Raw genomic sequence first — 20353 nt, forward strand, 5'->3', positions numbered from 1 at the left:
TCTACTGTTTACTTAATTTGCTTTTACAGTTTAACAGATTATGTGTGAAAGCGCAACATTGATTGGTTTTCGCGGACGACGCTCCCCTACGGGAGAGCGCGGGTCTCCAACCAACGTTGAGATGAATCTTTGAATTTAGAATAACTTATACTTTTCATCAAGATAATAGATATTATGATTAATATCATGTCCGGTAGCATCGGTCTTGTATAGAACCCCTAAACGGATCTATTTAAAAATAGAGGAGGAGATGGTGGAGATGGGGAGATGGGGAGATAGGGGGATAGGGGGATGGGCAACTGGGAGCATTTTTCTACCTGCAAGGGAAGCTACCAGGTGCGCCGTGCGACATCGCGGGGTCGCATCCCCTTTTTCTCCTATTCTAGTTCTTGAATTTCCAAGACTTTTGAGAACTGAGGACGGAAGCCAAAAGCACATACCGCGTGCAAAGATACGATCGGGGGTTCTATAGTAAATAGGCAACAGCTCATCTGCTCCGGAAGGCAACAGGCAAGAAAAAAACTTAAATTTCCTGTAGATATCCACGCTAACTTTTACACAAACGATTGCCTTCGGACATGATATAACAATTAAGATTAGTTTTATTAATTTGGTAGTAGTAGACAAGTAATAGAAATAGGCGTGGTCATAAAAAATCAAATCAATTATCACACAGAAATTATCAATTCTTTCCCCTCCTGGGAGGGGGAGGGGCGAGGGGTCGGTTCCTTACTGCCTACTGCCTCTTTTGGTGGAGATGTCTAATGATTTTCACAACTTATCTTATCTTATCTTATGTGGTGGGTGGCTTTGATGAACTATGGATGATTTTTTCATCATTTATCCTCTTTGGCAGTTAACAGTTCTTGAATAGTATTTGCTAATTTTTTCATCTTAACGGGTTTGCTTAAGTAATTATTGGCTCCGGCAGCTAGGCAATTTTCGCGATCGCCTGTCATAGCTAAAGCAGTCATAGCAACGATCGGAATATCTACCAAGTTTGGATCGTGGCGAATATTTTTTATAGCTTCTAACCCATCCATTCCAGGCATCTGAATATCCATGAGAATCAAGTCAGGGTTTTGTGACTGGGCAAGAGCAATTGCCTCTTCTCCACTTTTTGCCACAATAAGGCGATATTTTTTTGCTCTCAAGTAGCTCAAAACTGTAGTTATATTTGCTTCATTATCTTCTGCTAGTAGTATTAACGGAGACGTATTCCCTTCTGAATGGCTAGGTTCGAACGTAGCTTCAGGATGAGTTTCTGATTCAACAGAACAAGTTACTGTAGCAGAGTAAGGAAGATCCATGGTAAAGCAACTGCCCACCCCGACTTCACTGGTAACTCCAACTTGCCCACCATGAAGATCGACAATACGCTTCACCAAGGCCAGCCCTAAACCTGTCCCATTATATTCACGGTTCAGAGCACTATCAATTTGAATAAAGGGCTGAAATAATTTTTTGAGATTCTCTAGAGTGATGCCGATACCTGTATCAATGATGGCAATTTGGATATAGTTTTGCCAGGGAAAATCGGAAACATCTGGGTTCAACGGGCGCTGTTTTAGATTAACACTGAGAGTGATACGTCCCCCATTTGGAGTAAATTTGACGGCATTATTGAGTAAATTAATCAAAGCTTGGCGAATACGTCGCTCATCGACTAATAGAACGGGCAAATTTTCTGGTAGTCTAGTTTCTAGCTGGATACGTTTTTTCAGTGCTAGTTGTTTAACAAAGGTTATACTAGATTGACAAAGATGATAGATTGAAACTTGGGTGTAGTCAAGTTCTATACGACCTGATTCAATTTTGGCGACATCGAGAATATCATTAATTAACTCTAGCAAATGAGAGCCACTGTCTTCAATAGTTTGTAATGCTTTGAGTTGTTGCTCATTGATCGTACCAAACACTTCCTCTTGGAGCGCCTCGCTCATACCTAAGATGGCGTTGAGGGGGGTACGGAGTTCGTGGCTCATACTGGCCAGGAATTCGTCCTTGAGGCGAGTGGCGCGGGCAAGTTCCTCGTTGGTTTGTTTTAGTGTTGCTTCTGCTTGTTTTTGTTCGGTGATGTCATAGTTAATCCCGATCATCCTTTGAGATTCTCCTTGGAGGTTACGTTGCACTAGAGCACTAGCTTTAATGAAATGGATAGAACCGTCGGGATGAACAACTCGAAATTCTGTATTATAGTCTTTTTCACCACGCCAAGCTTGCATAGAAGCAGTTTCTACCATGGCGCGATCGTCAGGATGTAAAGTGTTAAGCCATGCTTCACGGACATTAGTAAAACTACTTGGGGTTATGTCATATAGTTCATACATTCGTTTATCCCAGATCAGAATGTTTTGTATAATATCAAATTCCCAAATGCCGATACCTGCAGACTCTACTGCCAGATTTAGGCGAGTAGACAACTCCCGTAGATGATCTTCTGCTTGCTTGCGCTCGGTAATATCTAAGGCTGTGCCATACAGGCGAATTACTTGTCCCTTAGCATTTCGTTCAATTTCTGCACGTCCCTCATGGTAACGAGTGGAGCCATCGGGATAGACTATCCGATAGTCAATTGTATAAGGAGTTCCATTGGCTATTGCTGATTCTACCTGCTGTTCCAGTAGTTCGAGATCATCAGGATGAATCATTTGGAGATATTCTGCATAAGAAGGTTCTGGTTGATTTGGATCGACTCCAAACATCCGAAAAAGTTCTTTTGACCAGGTAAATTTTCGAGTTTTAACATCAAACTCCCAATTCCCAATATGAGCAACTTGTTGTGCCTCAACTAATGCAGCCTCACTTTTAGAAAGTTGTTCTTCAGCTCGTTTGCGTTCTGTAATATCGCGACATACACAGATTAATAGCCCATCCTCTGTCAGGGTTAATGATAGACCTTCAGTAAAGGTAGAGCCATCTTTGCGAGTACCAATAGCTTCTCCTTGCCAGGAACGACCGCGCTCTAGTAGTGGAAAAATTTCCTGCTCAAACCTTTGCTTCTCTTCTGGAGAATAAAAAACACTCCAGGGTTTGCCCACAATTTCTGCCGCACTTTGGTAGCCAAACAAATTCACATGAGCTTGGTTGACATAGAGGTAACTGTTTCCTTGGAGAATACCTATGCCATCAATTGCCGCTTCAATGGCAGCAAGTTGTTGTTTGAGGACTGATTCTGCCTGTTTGCGAGTAGTAATATCCAAATACACTCCTAAAACGCCGATAATTTCCCCATCAAGACTATATAGAGGAACTTTGTGGGTTTCGATACATCTTTGACTACCATCAGCTTGTAACTGGGATTCGATAATCCCAAGTTTTGCCACACCAGACTCCATGACTTCCAGGTCGTCAGCACGATAAGCAGTTGCCTCTGTATTCTTCCAGGGTAGGTCATAATCAGTTTTGCCAATAATTGCTTCTGGGTTAGCACACCCTGCTACTTCAGCAAAGTTTTGATTACAGCCTAAATATACTGATTGTCTATCTTTCCAAAAGACGTAAAGTGGCAATACATTGAGAACAGCTTGTAAGAATTCTTGAGATTGACGTAGGGCGTTCTCTGCCTGCTTACGCTCGCTGATATCTCTGACAAAAGTAAAGCTGTATTCTTCACTATCAAATTTTAGGTAATTAAGACTAACTTCTACAGGATAGACGCGACCATCTTTGTTTTGATGTCGAGATTCTATTGTGAAGTTCTTTCTTTCCTTAACATTTTGCCAATGTTCAATCCAACAGTCAGGGGATATATTGAGGTTAATGTCAAACACTGATAGATTCAGTAGTTCTTCTCGACTATATCCCAGCATGGAACAAGCTGCTTGATTAACAGAATAAAAGCTGCCATCTGAACGCATAAAAAATACTCCATCCGCAGCAAAGTCTACTGCTGACTGGGTCATCATTACAGCTTTTTCTGCTGCTTTGCGATTGCTGATATCTCGCAAAATCTTCTGGATGATTTTTTCACCGTTAATATCAATGACAGAAGCTGAAACATCAACAGGAACTATATTACCATCTTTGCGGAGAAAATTAATATCCAAAATTTTGGAACTCTTTTGGTTAGCTACACACTCAAATTCTGCGATTATTTGTGGTAATTCTTCTGGTCGATGTAGCTGAGTAAAGTGCATAGAGGTGATTTCTGTAGAAGTGTAGCCCAACATTTTTTCAAATTTATGGTTAGCTTCCAGTAGATTTCCTTGCTGGTCTGCCAACAAAATAGCATCGCTTGCTCCATCCATTAGGGCACGATAGCGGGTTTCTCGCTCCTGTAGTTTGGCTGTGCGCTCTTTGACTTTAGTTTCTAGTTTTTGATTAAGTTCTTCTAGTAATGTTGTTGCCCGTTGACGTTCCAACTCTGCGGAAGCACGAGATGCAAAAACCCGCAGAATTTGTTCGGCTCGCTCTGGGTCTGAAATAGGCTGCTGATTGAGGAGACACAAATCGCCAATTGCCTTGCCATTACTATCTCGTAAGGCAATGCCGAGATAACTTTCTGCTGCCATTTCTACCAAATCTAAATCTTCAGGAAACTCTTGTTGCACGAAGTATTTGCAATAATATTTTCCGTCTCGCAATGTTCGTTCACATGGAGTTTTTGCTGGATGATAGGAAAAGCTTGGTTGCAAAGAACCATTTGCCCAAAAAGCTAAGGCATGAAGCATATCGTCAACCCTTTCAGTTACGATAACATAGGAGACATTTAGAGCTTCTGCAATGTGTCTTGCTAAGGCTGGGAAAAAGTCCTTGCCAGTGGTGGCAGCAGTACCCTCAATCAAGTTTTGTAGAGCGATTTCCGCTTTTTTGCGCTCGCTCATGTCAATGTCCACACAATACATTTCTGGCTCACCTTCAGAATTAGTCATTATGATGTGGCTAGAGAAGACTGTAACTCTAGAAGCATCTTTGCGTATTAAGTTTAATTCACCTGGTGATATTGGCTCTCCTTTGACAAAAAAACCATCTATAACATCGAGCACCCACTCTCTCATTTCTGGAGGAATAATCAAATCTTCAACTTTCTGACCGATCGCCTCTGTTTTTGTATATCCATAAAGATCCTGACTAGCATTATTCCAGTAAATTATCTGACGGTTGCGGTCGTATCCTTGAACCGCAATTTTAGGAGTCAACTCAAAAAGGTTGCGGAATCGCTGCTCGCTTTCCTTTAAAGCCATTTCAGCCTGTTTGCCCTCGGTAATATCTGTGATTGTGCCCACATATCCGACTACTGTTCCATCAGCATTTCGTTCAGGAACTGCCTGTGCATAGACCCAATTTATCGTACCATCTGGTTGCAGAAAGCGACATTCAAGCTGGAATTGACTACTCTCTAAAACAAATTTATGCCATTCAGTAACAACCCAGTCACTATCTTCAGAGTGTATTATTTTTCGCCATCCATCTTTCATAGCCATTTCTGGGGATAGTCCACTGATTTGAGAGTAGCGATCGTTGATATATGTGCAGTTTCCCATAGCATCAGTGCGAAAAATTCCTACCGGAGCTGCCATTGCCAGAGATGCGTAGCGTTGTTCGCTCTCTTGCAGACGAATTTCAGCTTGCTTGCGGGCGCTAATATCTGCAATCATGCCGAGTGCTCCAACATAATTTCCCAATTCATCTAAAATTGGGTTCGTAGAAACTATTGTCCATACATCACTTCCATTTTTGTGCTGAAATTTAAAGTCGTGTTGTTCGGCAATTCCTTGACGGCGAGACTCTAAATTTTGGGTAGCAATAGCAATGCCCGAGCTATCCATGAAATCAAAAAGAGATTTTCCGAGCATTTCATCTATATTATAGCCTAACATTTCAGCCATTTTGAGATTAACAAAGCTGGTTTTATTCTCAGCATCTATGATCCATATTCCTTCATTTGCTGTCTCTATTAACTTGCGGTATCGTGCTTCACTTTTTTGCAGAGCTAGTTCAATTTTTTTGCGATCGCTAATATCAGTAATTGTGCCCACATAGCCAATTATTTGCCCTTGAGTATTCCGTTGCACAACTGACTGCGCATAAACATAAACTGTTTCACCATCAGGACGTTGCAAAGAATATTCAATCTTAACTTGACGGTTTTCTTGGACGCATTGCTCCCATTCTGCTACTACTCGGTTGCGGTCTTCAGGGTGTAGACCTTGTTGCCATCCCTTTCCCATGGCTGCTTCTCTAGAAAGTCCAGCAATTTCACACCAGTGCTCATTAACATAGATGCAGTTGCCCATAATGTCAGTGTGAAAAATTCCCACTGGAGAAACTTTGACTAGACTAGAGTAACGTTGCTCGCTCTCTCGCAGACTGGCTTGTGATTGCTTTTGTTCTTGAAGTTTTACCTGCAATTGCTCGTATGTAACTGCTTGCTGAATAGCAACTGCTAGTTGTATTGATAATGCTTGCAGTAGTTCTACATCTTCCGGTTGCCATTCACGAGGATAATGACTTTCGGTGACATTAAGCCAGCCCCACAACTCATTACCACACAGCAGTGGCACCCAGATTTTAGCTCGTGTCTGTAAGCGGATGAGCATTTCTCTCTCAGAGTCTGACATTGGTGTGGTATAAATATCTGACACTATGCTCACCCAGTCCATGGAATAGATATGACTTGGCTGTTGCTTGAACCAGTTGTTATCTATCCGTTCGCCTACAAGGGATAGTGACGATTCAGTAGATTCTGCCACAACAATGCTTTGCCAGTCATCTTCAAACTGCCAAATATTAACGCGGTCGCAATCTAGCAGCAGTCGCACTTGCTCCACAGTTGTATCTAACATCTTTTGTAAGCTCAGAGACGATCTGATTTGCATCGCTAGTTCTAAAACTAACTTTTCCCGTTGAGCTTTAGCTTGGAGAGCTGCATATCTTGTTTCCAGTTGTTGCTCTAGTTCAAGGATGCGATTTTCTAGCAAAGCCACTTTCTCTGCCTCTAAGCGTGTTACCTTTTTTTCCAGAACCTTGGCTAAATTGTATAGTTCTTGCGGGTTAATTGTTGCGAGCAGATTGCTCTGGGATACAATACCCAATAGCTCCCCTTGCTCTCCCACCACTACTAGCTGATGGATTAAATGCCGATCCATTATCTGCTGCACTTTAGAGAGAGTATCTTCTTGTTTGACTGCAAAAACTGGCTTACTCATTACTGTTTCAGCAGTGCAGGATTCTAGGTTCAAGCCTAATGCCTGAAACTGTACCAGATCCCGATAAGTTATTATCCCCACAGGAATTTTCCAGGGTATCTGAAGACTTTCTCTTGCTTCTACAATCACGATGTAACTAACGCAGCGATCTACCATCTGTTGAGCAATCTCCAGCATTGAGTTATCTGGAGTAGCGCAAATCACATCACGGTTCATCACATCGGCTACCTGACGCAACCGCAACAAATCCATTGGTTGGCACATTTCTTTTAGTGTTTCCTTGGTGACAATTCCCAACAGGTGTTTCTGCTCGTCCAAGATAGGTAAATGACGAATATTATATTGCTGGAGCAAGTTGATAGCAAAAAACAAATCGGTGAATTCAGACTCGCCCATAGTGACGACAGGAGGTAGCATCACTTGTCGTGCCTCTAAACAATCGAAGGATTGCTGCTGGACACTTAGGCGTACTATATCTCTCTCCGAGATCGTACCTATTACCTGGCCATCTTCCACCACTATCACACAGCTTGACAGTGCTTCTAAATAGAGTTTATCTAGTTTACTCTTCAGTGTTCTTGTCGTGTTCAAGCACAATCGCACACCACTCATTTTAACAATGACATCTATGACCAGTGTATCAGGTGATACAATCAATGGTTCTCTAATAATGGCAGACTTTAGTTCCAGTGGGGTAATAGCATTAAGGTTAGCAGTCACTTCTAGAAACTTTTGGGAATTTAAATTATATGTAACTAAATCAATATCGATCTGCATCACAAATGCAGATATATAAAATTTATATCAATATACCTCATAATTCATTTTTTGTCAAAAAGAACTCAAAATGTTTGCTCTTAACATCAATCATCAGTTAACAGTTAATCTTTTTAAGAGGTTTGTAATTGACCTCCACGCTTCTAGTTAAAAAGTGTGTGGTGCCCATTTGTGGCTGGTTTGTAGAGGTGGAGGAGTAGCAACATTCGGTATTGCCCATCATACAGCTGAATTCTGCAGTTCCGACTCAGGAGGGTAACTGTTCACTGCTAACTGATTCAAAGGTGCTCTCACTGTGCCTTGTCAAAACTTTACATTCAATCTGAGTGGGACTTACACAACTTTTAAGTCCAAATATAGCTAAAACTCTCTTGGTGAGAGGCAAATACGTCAATATTGTTAGTCAAGCAATCAAAAAAGCGGAAAGAAATAGCTGTACGAAAAGCGCACCATTACATCATTCATTAATGGATAATTGATAATTACCTCGGGTTTTAACCGTTACGGAATTGAATATAAGGAAATACTTGCGTCTGTCGCCGACGCGGGGTCGCAGCGCTTCTTCCTTACCGAAAAATTCTGGGTATGCGCCTCCCCTTTTAAGGGGATAAAAAAAGAGAATATTTCAGATTTCAAGCCTCCTTATTGCAGAGGTACTGATAACTGATAACTGATAACTGATAACTGATAACTGAAATGACCTTCGCACTTACAATACCTATGCTACCGGACATGAGATCAAATGATATTTGAAGAACTAGCAGCTAGCTTCCTATCAAAAAACTTTGGACTTTTGATTGCGATCGGTAACTTAATTATAAACTCTGTACTCTTTCCCTGTTCAGATGAACATATTAAGTCACCTCCATGTTTTTCTCTCACAATTTGATAACTAATTGAAAGTCCTAATCCTGTTCCTTGACCAACTGGTTTAGTTGTAAAAAATGGGTCGAATAAGTGAGTTTGAATATCTGGTGCAATGCCAGGACCGTTATCGGCAATTTTGATCGTAATCCATTCCGCATCAACTTGAGCTGTTTTAATGAAAATCATGGGCGATCGCCCTTTTAACTTGTCTGCTGCAATGGAATCTTCTAAGGCATCAATTGCATTGCTCAAGATATTCATAAATACTTGATTCAATTGACCCGCATGACATGTAATCAAAGGTATATTACCGTAGTCTTTCTTGAGGTGAATTTCAGGGTGATCGAACTTAGCTTTGAGCCGATTATCTAGGAGCATCAATGTACTTTCAATACCCGTGTGAATATCTACATTCTTAACTACTGATTGATCTAACCGGGAAAAATTACGCAGAGATAAGACAATTTCGTGTATACGTTCACCCCCAACTTTCATAGAATTCAATAAATTGGGTAAATCTTGGGCAATAAAATCTAGCTCAATTTCTTCAATGACTGCTTCAATATCTGGAGTAGGTACAGGATATTGGCCTTGATAGAGGTCAAGTAAATACAACAAATCTTGGCAATATTTGCTGGCATGTTCAACATTTCCTGTAATAAAATTGACAGGATTATTAATTTCATGGGCAACACCCGCCACCAGCCGCCCTAAACTAGACATTTTTTCAGTTTGTACCAATTGTAATTGGGTCTGTTTTAGCTGTTGTAATAATTGCTTTAACTCACGATTTTTATTCTCAACTTTCAACATTGTCTGCTTGGAGATTAATAAATACATCATTAAAGATCCGGTCGTTAATAACCCAAATGCTAGAACTGTTGCAGGTCGCCAACTATAAATATAACGTTTGGAAGAAGGTAAGACTAGCAGGGAAAGTTCTTGTTGTACCAGATGAAGAGAACGGATGCACAATTGCCATTCATTAGTATAATGACAGGGGTTTGACGATTGAATCATGGGGCGCTCAAGAAAGTCCAATTGTGCAACTTGAGCAGATTTTGTGAGAGTTTCGGTATCAGCTTTGTAAGCAATTAGGAAAAATTCAGTGGCTGTGATTGCTGTTTTGTTTAAAGCTGAGTCTAACTGATCTTCTGGCAAACCATATAGATAGAAATCAAGTCCATTGAGATCGAGATGAGCTACTGCTTTTTCTATAAAAGTCTGAAGTTCAAAAAGACCAAACACTACTCCTTGAAATTTAGTTTTGGAATTAAGTTGTTTACTTTCAAGGGAATTTTGTGCATTTAGATTATTAGAAGTGAATACTGGAGAGTAAAGCACAAAACCTGGTTTGCCATTTTCCAACTGCACTAAAGGCGTACTCACACTCACACCAAGATGTTCTGCTTTTTTTATAGTCCGCAAACGTTTCGGATCGGATACTGCGTCCCAACTAATATAATCTTGCCATCGATCCAAGGGTTCAAAGTAGGTTGTGGGGAAGTAAACAGGTCTATCCTCTGCCACAACTTGTTTTCCTGTTGAATCATACTCGCGAATCCGAAAATTAATTATTCCTTGGGTTTGTAACTTTTGCTCATAAATTTGGCGTTCCTGAGCATCTACTTTTTCAGTCCAACCTAATCCCAACAAGCCGTTGTAATATGGTAATAGAGAACTAGAAAATTCTTGAAATTCTTGGCTAGTGATTATTTTAGCGGTATTAAATAATGCTCCAACCGATCTGGTTAGTTGGATATAGCTATCTAATTGCCTTTGCAACTCACCGACTAATACTATAGATTGTTGTTCAAACCGCTGTCTATCTTGAGCAACTTCCCAGCGGTGAACCATGAAGGTAGCGACGATCGAAAGGCTGATTCCAACAAATCCTGCTATTCCAGTGGCTGTATATCGTTTGAATAAATACATAAGTTTTATAATAACTATTAATAATAATTTTCAATAAGATTATATCGCAATATTATAATTCTAGTAATCGTCAATAAACTTTTAAAAAAAAATTCAAATCTGCACTATAGTAGTCTGTAAACTTTGAAACGATGTATAGATTGTTGTAACTGTGATTTTATGGATGGATTGTTGTAACTGTGATTCTTGTAACTATTGATTTTTTGATAATGCTACTCTTTCAAACTATCTTGACAGACCAATAGCGTAATACCAGGCTCAATGTTTGTTACAAATATTTTAGTAGTTAGGAGGAGAAAGTTCGTCGTTTGCGTTAGTTTTGCGATTTTACAGCGCTTTTCAAATTGATGAACCACATCTTCACAAGCAAAACTTTGTAGGGGCGATTTCCTACGGAATGCTCCGCAAACGCGAATCGCCCCTACTGTGGTCTACCCAAATGAAAACCGCTGTAAGAAGTAGGTAATAGCTAAAAATACTGTATCTTATTATTATCAGATAATAACTGCAACTTCAACAATTAATAATGAATAATGAATAATGAATAATGAATAATGAATAATGAATAATTACCTCTCCTTGAAAGAAGAGGATTGACAAATTCATGAAAATTTTTCTTCACAGGAGTCGATTGGATATGGCGAGGTCTCCTCGCCATCCCATCCTACGGAATGCTGCGCAAACGACCGCTTATTATCCCCTATCCAAGGGGAGGCGCATACCCACAATTTTTCGGTAACCAATTACATTTATTCTATAGCACTACAAGAATTGGGCGCGGACATTTTTCAATCCTAATATCATGTCCGGATAAGAGCGTTATCAAAAAACTTTCTCCTTCAACTCCAGTTCTTCACTCTTCCTTCTTCTTTCTTCCCTCCTGACTCCTGTACGGGCGTTAGCGGAGCTTTGCGCCAGCAAACGGCCGTTTGCTTCGCATAACTATCGTTAACGCCCCTACTTCCTGACTCCTCCGTAGTTATTTATTTATTTATCACTGTTCAACCGGACATGATATAAAACTCTTTTACAGTTTACTATTCCCTATTCCCTAGCGCGTAGTGCTATAGTTTTTGATTCAACCATTCATTAATTTCCTGAGCTAATCGCGTGCTATCTTTTGGGTTCATAGCTCGATCGAGTTGATATTTATCTATTTGAGATTGAATTGTAACTTGATAACCAGATTCAAACTTAGATGATAATACCTGTAAAATATCTCTAGTATTTCCCTGACATTTCCCGTAAACAAAATTAAATAAATGTCGTTCTACCTGGAAACTATTACGGTCAATATAAATATATTTTTTTTCTCCAAAGAGTATATATATTCCTACAAAAATAATGATAAAAAATAATATTCCATAAATTGGATTAGTTAGTAGTAAACCCAAAAATATACAAAGTGCTCCACCAACAAGTCCCGATTTTTTTAGTTCTCTTAAACTAGGAGCATGAGTATATATTTCTATCATGTCTGAAGATTTATTAATACTAATAATACTGCTAAAAATTGCATAATTTTTGGAGGAGATAAGTCTTGGTTGCGGTCTTGATTGAGATTTAGCTTCTAATTCGAGTTTTAATAATGCCTCACGGGCACTTTTAAAACGTCTTTCTAAATCCATTTCTGTTATTCTATTAATCCATTTTGCTAAACTATGGCTAATATCAACTTTGTCAGTAAATTGAATCTGATAATTTTTTTGTGGTAAATCTGCGGGGATAATTCCAGTTAGTAAATGAATTAAAGTTGTTCCTAAAGCATATAAGTCTGAAGCTGGAACTGCTCTACCCCAAAATTGTTCTAGGGGTGCATAACCGATAGTTCCTACAACAGTAAAAGTTGCTCCATTAGAATTACCTTGAGATTGGACACCGCCAAAATCTACCAGATAAACTTGTTGGTCTGCACCCATAATTAAATTACTGGGTTTAATATCTCGATGCAAAACGGGAGGCTCTAGTTCATGAAGGTAAATCAGAATTTCTAATACTTCTTTGGCAATTTTATTCACGTCTTCTTCTGTAAAATTTTTATCTCTATCTAACAATTCTTGGAGGGAAAAACCAGAAATATAATCTTGTACTAATGAAAACCATGATAAACCTCCATCAGTTTCTTTATCTAATAAAAAATAGTCGCGATAATTAGGGATGCGAGGATGATTTAGGGCTTGTAAAATTTGGGCTTCTGCCTCAAATAAGTTTAATTCTCGCCCTAACATTTCTGGACTATAAGCTAACATTTTGATGGTTACTTGTTCTTGTGACTGGGAGTCAAATGCTAGCCAAGTTTTACGACCTGCTACAACATGACCTAATTGTTTTTGTAATTGGTAACGTTCTTTTAAAATTTTTCCTGGAGTTAACATAATAAGTCAAAATTCAAAAGTCAAAAGTTAAAAGTTAAAAGTAATCTGAATATTATTGAATCATAATACCGTAGGTTGGCAAGTGAGGCAAAACTGAAACTATTGGACAATAGTTGAATGATATCAAATCCGCCTAATTGCACATAGAACCAATAATATCAAATCCGGTAGCATCGGTGTAATTAGATGGGGAGATTGGGAGATTGGGAGATGGGGAGATTGGGAGATTGGGAGATGGGGAGATTGGGAGATTGGGAGATGGGGAGATTGGGAGATTGGGAGATGGGGAGATTGGGAGTGAGAGAAATATTTGGTAATGGTTGAAGATAGAACATTTTTTACGTGCCGAATTAAACGGATTTGATATAACCTCGTAATCAGGATTTTAAGCTATTGATTGTGAGGTTATTTAACCAGATTTGATATGAATTATCAAAACTGAATAATCAGGCGATCGCTACCTTTTCAGTTTCCTCCCTTAACTATTGGACAATAGTTAAATTAATGCTCGAGACTGAATAATTAAGCGATCGCTACTTTGTGAGTTTCCTCCCTTAACTATTGGACAATAGTTAAATTAATGCTCGAGACTGAATAATTAAGCGATCGCTACTTTGTGAGTTTTCTCTCAATACTATTGGACAATAGTTAAATTAATGCTCGAGACTGAATAATTAGGCGATCGCTACCTTTTCAGTTTCCTCCCTTAACTATTGGACAATAGTTAAATTAATGCTCGAGACTGAATAATTAGGCGATCGCTACCTTTTCAGTTTCCTCCCTTAACTATTGGACAATAGTTAAATTAATAATTGAGACTTAGTAATCAGGCGATCGCTACCTTTTCAGTTTCCTCCCTTAACTATTGGACAATAGTTAAATTAATAATTGAGACTTAGTAATCAAGCGATCGCTACCTTTTCAGTTTCCTCCCTTAACTATTGGACAATAGTTAAATTAATAATTGAGACTTAGTAATCAAGCGATCGCTACTTTGTGAGTTTTCTCTCAATACTATTGGACAATAGTTAAATTAATGGTTGAGACTGAGTAATTAGGCGATCGCTACTTTGTGAGTTTTCTCTGTTTGGACAATAGTTAAATTAATCAGTACTTACGCAGAACCGCCATATCTAGTAGGGGCGAATGGCATTCGCCCCATACCGATAGCGTATTGTCTAAGAATTTGCGTAAGTTCTGTTAATTATCAAAACTGAATAATCAGGCGATCGCTACCTTTTCAGTTTGCTCCCTTAACTATTGGACAATAGTTAAATTAATGCTTGAGACTGAATAATTAGGCGATCGCTACCTTTTCAGTTTGCTCCCTTAACTATTGGACAATAGTTAAATTAATAATTGAGACTGAATAATCAGGTGATCGCTACTTTGTGAGTTTCCTCCCTTAACTATTGGACAATAGTTAAATTAATCATTACTTACGCAGAACCGCCATATCTAGTAGGGGCGAATGGCATTCGCCCCATACCGATAGCGTATTGTCTAAGAATTTGCGTAAGTTCTGTTAATTATCAAAACTGAATAATCAGGCGATCGCTACCTTTTCAGTTTGCTCCCTTAACTATTGGACAATAGTTAAATTAATGCTTGAGACTGAATAATTAGGCGATCGCTACTTTGTGAGTTTTCTCTCAATACTATTGGACAATAGTTAAATTAATAATTGAGACTGAATAATCAGGCGATCGCTACCTTGCCAGTTTGTTCTCAAAACTATTGGACAATAGTTAAATTAATAATTGAGACTGAATAATCAGGCGATCGCTACCTTGCCAGTTTGTTCTCAAAACTATTGGACAATAGTTAAATTAATGCTTGAGACTGAATAATCAGGCGATCGCTACCTTGTGAGCTTGCTCCCTTAACTATTGGACAATAGTTAAATTAATAATTGAGACTGAGTGATCGGGCGATCGCTTTTGGGAAGTGTTGAACTTGATCAAGGTAGATTGGTTTATTAATAGACATCTCCAAAAATCAAAAATCAAATCTATTCTTATCCAGAAATTATCAATTATTCCCCTCCTGGGAGGGGGAGGGGCGAGGGGTGGGTTCCCTGTTCCCTGTTCCCTGTTCCCTCTTTTCTGGAGAGGTCTAATGGATAATGGATAATTAATTACCTCTGGTTAAAACCGTGAGAAAATTGAATATAAGGAAATATCCTAGCACTTTCTTTTTTCAAAAACTATTTACAGTAAATAGTGTTACTCACTCCTAGCTAGTATAGAGAGTGAGATAGAAAGCTAGAGATTTCAACAACTCTTTCATTATCAATTATCCATTATCAATTATCCATGATTATCTAGCCAGTTTTCCAGGTCTGTTATTGTTGCTAAATCAAAAATTTCTTCACCTAAAAGATCTAATTTTTCCAAAGATAATTTCTCTATCTGAGTCTCAATTTATGGAGATGTTTCTCCAAATTTTCGGCGAATTTGACGTAAGATTTGTTTCACTACTCCAATACCAATTCCTTCTTCCCTTCCAATACCAATTCCTTCTTCTCGTCCTTCGTTTCTCGCGAAACTAATTTGTCCTTGTTTATCTCTCATCAACTTTTCTTGTTGCTCTACTTCCTCTAATTCTTTATTGTTTAAGTTGGCTCGATTTGCTATCTTTAATGCTGCTTCTATTTCTGATACTTCTTCCAATGATTCTGGTATTACTTCTAAATTTGGAGCGGATTTAATAAAGTATATCCATTTATCGCTGAGGCTTTCTAATTCTAATAATTTCTTGTTAAATTTGGGTAATTCTACAAACATTAATGTTAATTCATCTTCGTAATAAATCGATTTTTTCTCTTCTTGAAGTCTGAATTTAGTAATCATTTTATCAATACCTTCAAACAAAACAAAATCGGCGATTGTTAAAGCTATAAAAGGTTGCAACATCATATAACCCTGCGTTTTATCTAATTGATTTCCATAAGCTTTAGCTAAGTTATAAATTTGTGGTTTTTCAAAATCATCTATCTTCAATGCTTGCATTTTAATAACGACGGTGGAATTATTATCTAAAAGTGCTTTGACATCAAAATAAGTATCTTTGATATTGTTAGTAATTCCAGGGTTATAGGGGTTAATTATTTTGAGAGATTGAATAACATTTTGATTGTTATAAACTATGGCATTGAGAAAGCTAATGAGGATTTTTTGACTGTGAACAGAACCAAAGATTTTTTTAAAGGCAAAGTCGGTTTTAGGGCTGATAAATGTCATGGTTATATATTTCCTATAATTTTTATGATTTATGGTAGACTATAAATTATAATTTAATCTGAATATTTATGACAGCTTTTAGCTTAACGTGCCAGTAGGGTGCGTTAGCGGAACAAAGTGGAGCGTAACGCACCTTTTTTGATGTTGTTGGTGCGTTACGCTATCGCTAACACACCCTACTGGACTCTATTCTTTCATTATCAATTATTCATTATTTATAAAGTTATGACAACAAATAATCTCAGACAGAAAATATTAGAACGCCTGGAGCCACTACCGGGAGAGCAAGTAAAAAATATGCTCCAAAAATTGCTGGTAAATTCATCTGGTAATTTAGAATATTTTGAGAAATTACTGATAAATGAATCTCATCAAAAAACAGAAGAATTACTAGATTACGGAGAGATAGATTCAACGTTAATTTTATATCTTTGACGGAAGAGGAAATGGTTGAGCAAAGTAAATTAGCCCTTGAGGATTATCGTTGTCAGGGGGTTTCAGTAGCCCATAGTCGGGTGCGCGAATGGGCAGATTATTTAATGGATAATTGATAGTGGATAATTGATAATTAACGCCGAAAGGTTTAAAGTCTCTCCTTGACTATTTCAGTTATTAGTTATTAGTTATCAGTTGCTATTGATGGTTTGGTTGAAGTAAAGACCGCTTTTTGGGAAGTGTTGAACTCGATAAAAGTAGGTTGGTTCATTAATGGATAATGGATAATTAATTACTTCTGGTTAAAACGGTGCTTGATTGAATATAAGGAAATATCCTAGCACTTTCTTTCCCTTTGAAAGAGGAGGCTTTTAACCTGGATTATTTAATTATTGGGTAGAATAAGCTGTTCATTCCTGTAAAAAATCTATGTCATGCTAACGTGATGACCAGACTCTGATAGTATTGTCTGCACTACCACTAACAATATTCTGCCTGTCTGGGCTTATGGCTAAGGAATAGGCAAGATGCCTATGCTACAAAACTATTAAAATTATTCCGCATTTATGCAACGCAAAAAAAATACTCTACTATTAATAGAGGTAAAACAAAATCAAGTTTGACTTCAAATCAATCAACGTAAGGATAGTTAAATAATGGCTGATTATTTCTTCGATCTAGATTTTGAGACTGCAGACTCAACTTCAGGTTTACCCGCTGAAAATTATAGAGGTATTCCTTTGCTGTGGGATGAGTATGAATTTACTGGAAAAGGATGGAATACGGGAGAAGGCGCTAAAAAGTTTGAGTTACATAATCGTTACTGGGAAATAGAAGTTGCTCGCGAGCCAAACAGTGTTGTACCACTCTACGAACACTCATTTAAGGTGGTAAATGAGGAAGTTGGAGGACGGACAGGTTCTTTCGGTCGCTTTGAACTGAGAGACAGTGATAAAAATGCTTCTAGCGGTAGCAGCCGAGTTGAGTTATCCCTGAGTATGGAAAATCTAGAACCTAATAACTCTGATACTTGGTATGGGTTTAGTATTTACATTCCTGGAGATGAAGATGAGGAGGAAAAATGGGAGGTCGATAATAGCTCATCCGAAGTAATTGCTCAGTGGCATCATGCTTTCAAGGAAGGAGAAACCATAGCTGGTCCGCCACTGACACTTCAAATTCAGGGAGAGCAGCTTATTCTCAAGTTAGCTAGTTCCCTGATTTATGAAAATAAAATCTTTGAAACTATTGGTGAATTAAACAATAAAATAGATGAAGAAGGTAAGCAGCGACCGGAGGTATATCATAGTCATTTTAGGGATGGTGATGATGGAGATGATGATGATTATATTCCCTTAAAAAGCCTCGAAGATATGAAAGGTAATTGGACAGACTTAGTATTTTATATTGACTGGGAAGATACAAATGATGGAGAGATAAAAGTTTGGATAGATGGGGACGAAGAACCCACTGCTACAATAGAAGGACCTAATACTTATCACGATGAGCAAGGTGTCTATTTCAAGAGTGGAGTCTATAAATGGGACTGGGCAAATGGAAATACCACTGATACAGAGCAACGGGTTCTTTATTCTGATAATTTCCGTATTCTTAGCAATGGGCAGCAAATTGAGGGATACGAGAGCGAATTTGATTTTGTTGCTCCTTGGAGTCGTCCTGAAGTTGCTGCAACCTACCCTCCAGATGACAATGATACACCAGATGACAATGATACCCCAGATGACAATGGTACACCAGATGACAGTGGTACCCCAGATGAGAATGATATCCCAGATGACAGTGATACTCCAGATGACAATGGTACTGTTAGTCCGGTCTCTGGGTCTGGCGACTATCTGATGAGCATCCGTGGAGGTGCTGATGGAAAAACTGTGTTTACCAGCCACCTATTTGAGGAAAATAGCTCCGGAACTGTAAATGGTTTTGCTGCACAACCCTCTTTTAACACCAAATTGCTTGATTATTATTATTGGTCAGAACAAAAATGGTTGGCGGGTGACTTCAATGGTGACGGTCTTGATGATGCGCTGAATATTTACAATAGCAACGCCAGTATTTATCAGCCCCAGGAAATTGCAACTGTTTTTACTCATCTTTCTGATGGTGACGGGTTTACAGAGGAAGATGCAGGAAATCAGCCATTTATTGATAGAATAGCTGTCTCTACTTCTGATTCTTCTGACGGCATCACAGCGGCATCTTTCGACGTTGAAAAATTCCTAGTTGGTGACTATGACGGGGATGGCAAGGATGATATTGCCAACGTGATTGGTGTGAACAAGAAAGCTAGGGTTTATGTGCATTTGTCTAATGGAGGTGGGTTTTATATCGAACCATCTTTTAAGAGCGACTTGTCAGCTTACTGGGAAGAAGCACCAGCAGAGAGCTGGCGACCAGCGCTGAAAGGGCAAACCTGGCTATCTGGAGACTTTGACGGTGATGGAGTAGATGACTTACTGAATGTCTATGAAGATTATGTGGCAGAAGACAAAATAGCGGTTTGGACTTTTCATTCTAAGGGGAATGGGTTCGATGCCACGACTTCAAGTGAGTTCACTACCTATTACGAAATAACTGGTACTGTCGATCCGAAAAAATACTTGGTAGGCGATTTCAATGGAGATGAACTTGATGACCTTGCTGTAATCAGTGGAGTCCTAACTCCAGATAGTACAAATCTTATGACTTCCGTTGCCGTACACTTTTCTACAGGAGACGGGTTTGAAATTCAGCCATCTTATACAGAGATTCTGAGGCGCTACTGGGACGATCAGGAGTGGAAAGTAGGTGACTTTAATTCAGATGGTAAGGATGATTTAATTAATCTATACACTCAGAACAGCAGTACAAACTGGACTTTCGATGGCATAGGTGTCTTTACTCACCTTTCCACGGGCGATGGATTTAATACGCCTGACTCAGACTTTACCTACTACAACAAGCTTGAAGGATACGATGGAGTAACTGACTACACCGAGCTCGATCTTGGTAACTTTTTGATTGGTAACTTTGGCAATGAGAACCCTGATGATAATGATACCCCTGATAATCGTTTTGATTTTAATGGGGATGGAGTAGCAGAAATCATCTGGCGCGATCAGAAAACGGGAAATAACCGCATCTGGTTTATGAACTCTGATGGTACTCGCAGCAGCATTCAGAACCCAGGGTGGTTCAATAGCAACTTCCAAATGGAAGAAGTGGTAGACTTCAACAGTGATGGCACCCCAGATATCCTCTGGCGCGATCATAAAACGGGAAATAACCGCATCTGGTTTATGAACTCTGATGGTACTCGCAGCAGCATTCAGAACCCAGGGTGGTTCAATAGCAACTTCCAAATGGAAGAAGTGGTAGACTTCAACAGTGATGGCACTCCAGATATCCTCTGGCGCGATCAGAAAACGGGAAATAACCGCATCTGGTTTATGAACTCTGATGGTACTCGCAGCAGCATTCAGAACCCAGGGTGGTTCAATAGCAACTTCCAAATGGAAGAAGTGGTAGACTTCAACAGTGATGGCACCCCAGATATCCTCTGGCGCGATCA

General features: G+C 39.0%; 8 protein-coding genes and 1 pseudogene. 3 read left to right on the forward strand and 6 right to left on the reverse strand.

The window, feature by feature from the left end; all coding sequences use genetic code 11:
• Positions 1–836 precede the first annotated feature (836 nt).
• The 3 genes from F6K23_RS22640 to F6K23_RS22650 form a co-directional block, all read right to left on the reverse strand.
• Positions 837–7928: a PAS domain S-box protein gene (locus tag F6K23_RS22640; protein ID WP_293160037.1), complete on the reverse strand. Its 7092-nt coding sequence runs from the start codon at positions 7926–7928 to the stop codon at positions 837–839.
• Between the two features lie 738 nt (positions 7929–8666).
• Positions 8667–10730 (reverse strand): CHASE domain-containing protein, encoded by a 2064-nt coding sequence (locus tag F6K23_RS22645; RefSeq protein ID WP_293160039.1) that lies wholly within the window; start codon positions 10728–10730, stop codon positions 8667–8669.
• Positions 10731–11794: 1064 nt separating this feature from the next.
• On the reverse strand, positions 11795–13105 hold the full coding sequence (locus F6K23_RS22650; protein WP_293160041.1) for a serine/threonine-protein kinase: 1311 nt from the start codon (positions 13103–13105) through the stop codon (positions 11795–11797).
• A 186-nt stretch (positions 13106–13291) separates the two neighbouring features.
• Between F6K23_RS22650 and F6K23_RS22655 the strand changes: the two genes are divergently transcribed.
• Complete coding sequence (locus tag F6K23_RS22655; RefSeq protein WP_293160043.1) at positions 13292–13429, forward strand: hypothetical protein; 138 nt, start codon at positions 13292–13294, stop codon at positions 13427–13429.
• 1985 nt (positions 13430–15414) lie between these two features.
• Here F6K23_RS22655 and F6K23_RS42015 read toward each other — a convergent pair.
• Positions 15415–15528: a DUF4351 domain-containing protein gene (locus F6K23_RS42015; RefSeq protein WP_367267784.1), complete on the reverse strand. Its 114-nt coding sequence runs from the start codon at positions 15526–15528 to the stop codon at positions 15415–15417.
• Positions 15529–16347 carry an Rpn family recombination-promoting nuclease/putative transposase gene (locus F6K23_RS22660; RefSeq protein WP_367267780.1) on the reverse strand — a complete coding sequence of 273 codons (819 nt, stop codon included), beginning with the start codon at positions 16345–16347 and terminating at the stop codon, positions 15529–15531.
• A gap of 117 nt (positions 16348–16464) precedes the next feature.
• Between F6K23_RS22660 and F6K23_RS22665 the strand changes: the two genes are divergently transcribed.
• Positions 16465–16782, forward strand: coding sequence for a hypothetical protein (locus F6K23_RS22665; protein ID WP_293160045.1), 318 nt, complete (start codon positions 16465–16467; stop codon positions 16780–16782).
• A 437-nt stretch (positions 16783–17219) separates the two neighbouring features.
• On the opposite strand, the pseudogene F6K23_RS42020 reads toward F6K23_RS22665, so the two are convergent.
• Positions 17220–17294, reverse strand: a pseudogene (locus F6K23_RS42020) (hypothetical protein); the annotation flags it as partial.
• A gap of 144 nt (positions 17295–17438) precedes the next feature.
• On the opposite strand from F6K23_RS42020, the gene F6K23_RS22670 reads away from it, so the two are divergent.
• Positions 17439–20353: heparin lyase I family protein (locus tag F6K23_RS22670; RefSeq protein ID WP_293160046.1), on the forward strand; the 2915-nt coding region annotated here is incomplete at its 3' end.

The sequence above is a fragment of the Okeania sp. SIO2C9 genome (assembly GCF_010672455.1).
GTDB lineage: Bacteria > Cyanobacteriota > Cyanobacteriia > Cyanobacteriales > Microcoleaceae > Okeania.

Coding starts and splice junctions, on each gene's coding strand:
- F6K23_RS22640 (WP_293160037.1), bottom strand. CDS start 7,928: ATGCAGATCGATATTGATTTAGTTACATATAATTTAAATTCCCAAAAG.
- F6K23_RS22645 (WP_293160039.1), bottom strand. CDS start 10,730: ATGTATTTATTCAAACGATATACAGCCACTGGAATAGCAGGATTTGTT.
- F6K23_RS22650 (WP_293160041.1), bottom strand. CDS start 13,105: ATGTTAACTCCAGGAAAAATTTTAAAAGAACGTTACCAATTACAAAAA.
- F6K23_RS22655 (WP_293160043.1), top strand. CDS start 13,292: ATGGGGAGATTGGGAGATTGGGAGATGGGGAGATTGGGAGATTGGGAG.
- F6K23_RS22660 (WP_367267780.1), bottom strand. CDS start 16,347: ATGACATTTATCAGCCCTAAAACCGACTTTGCCTTTAAAAAAATCTTT.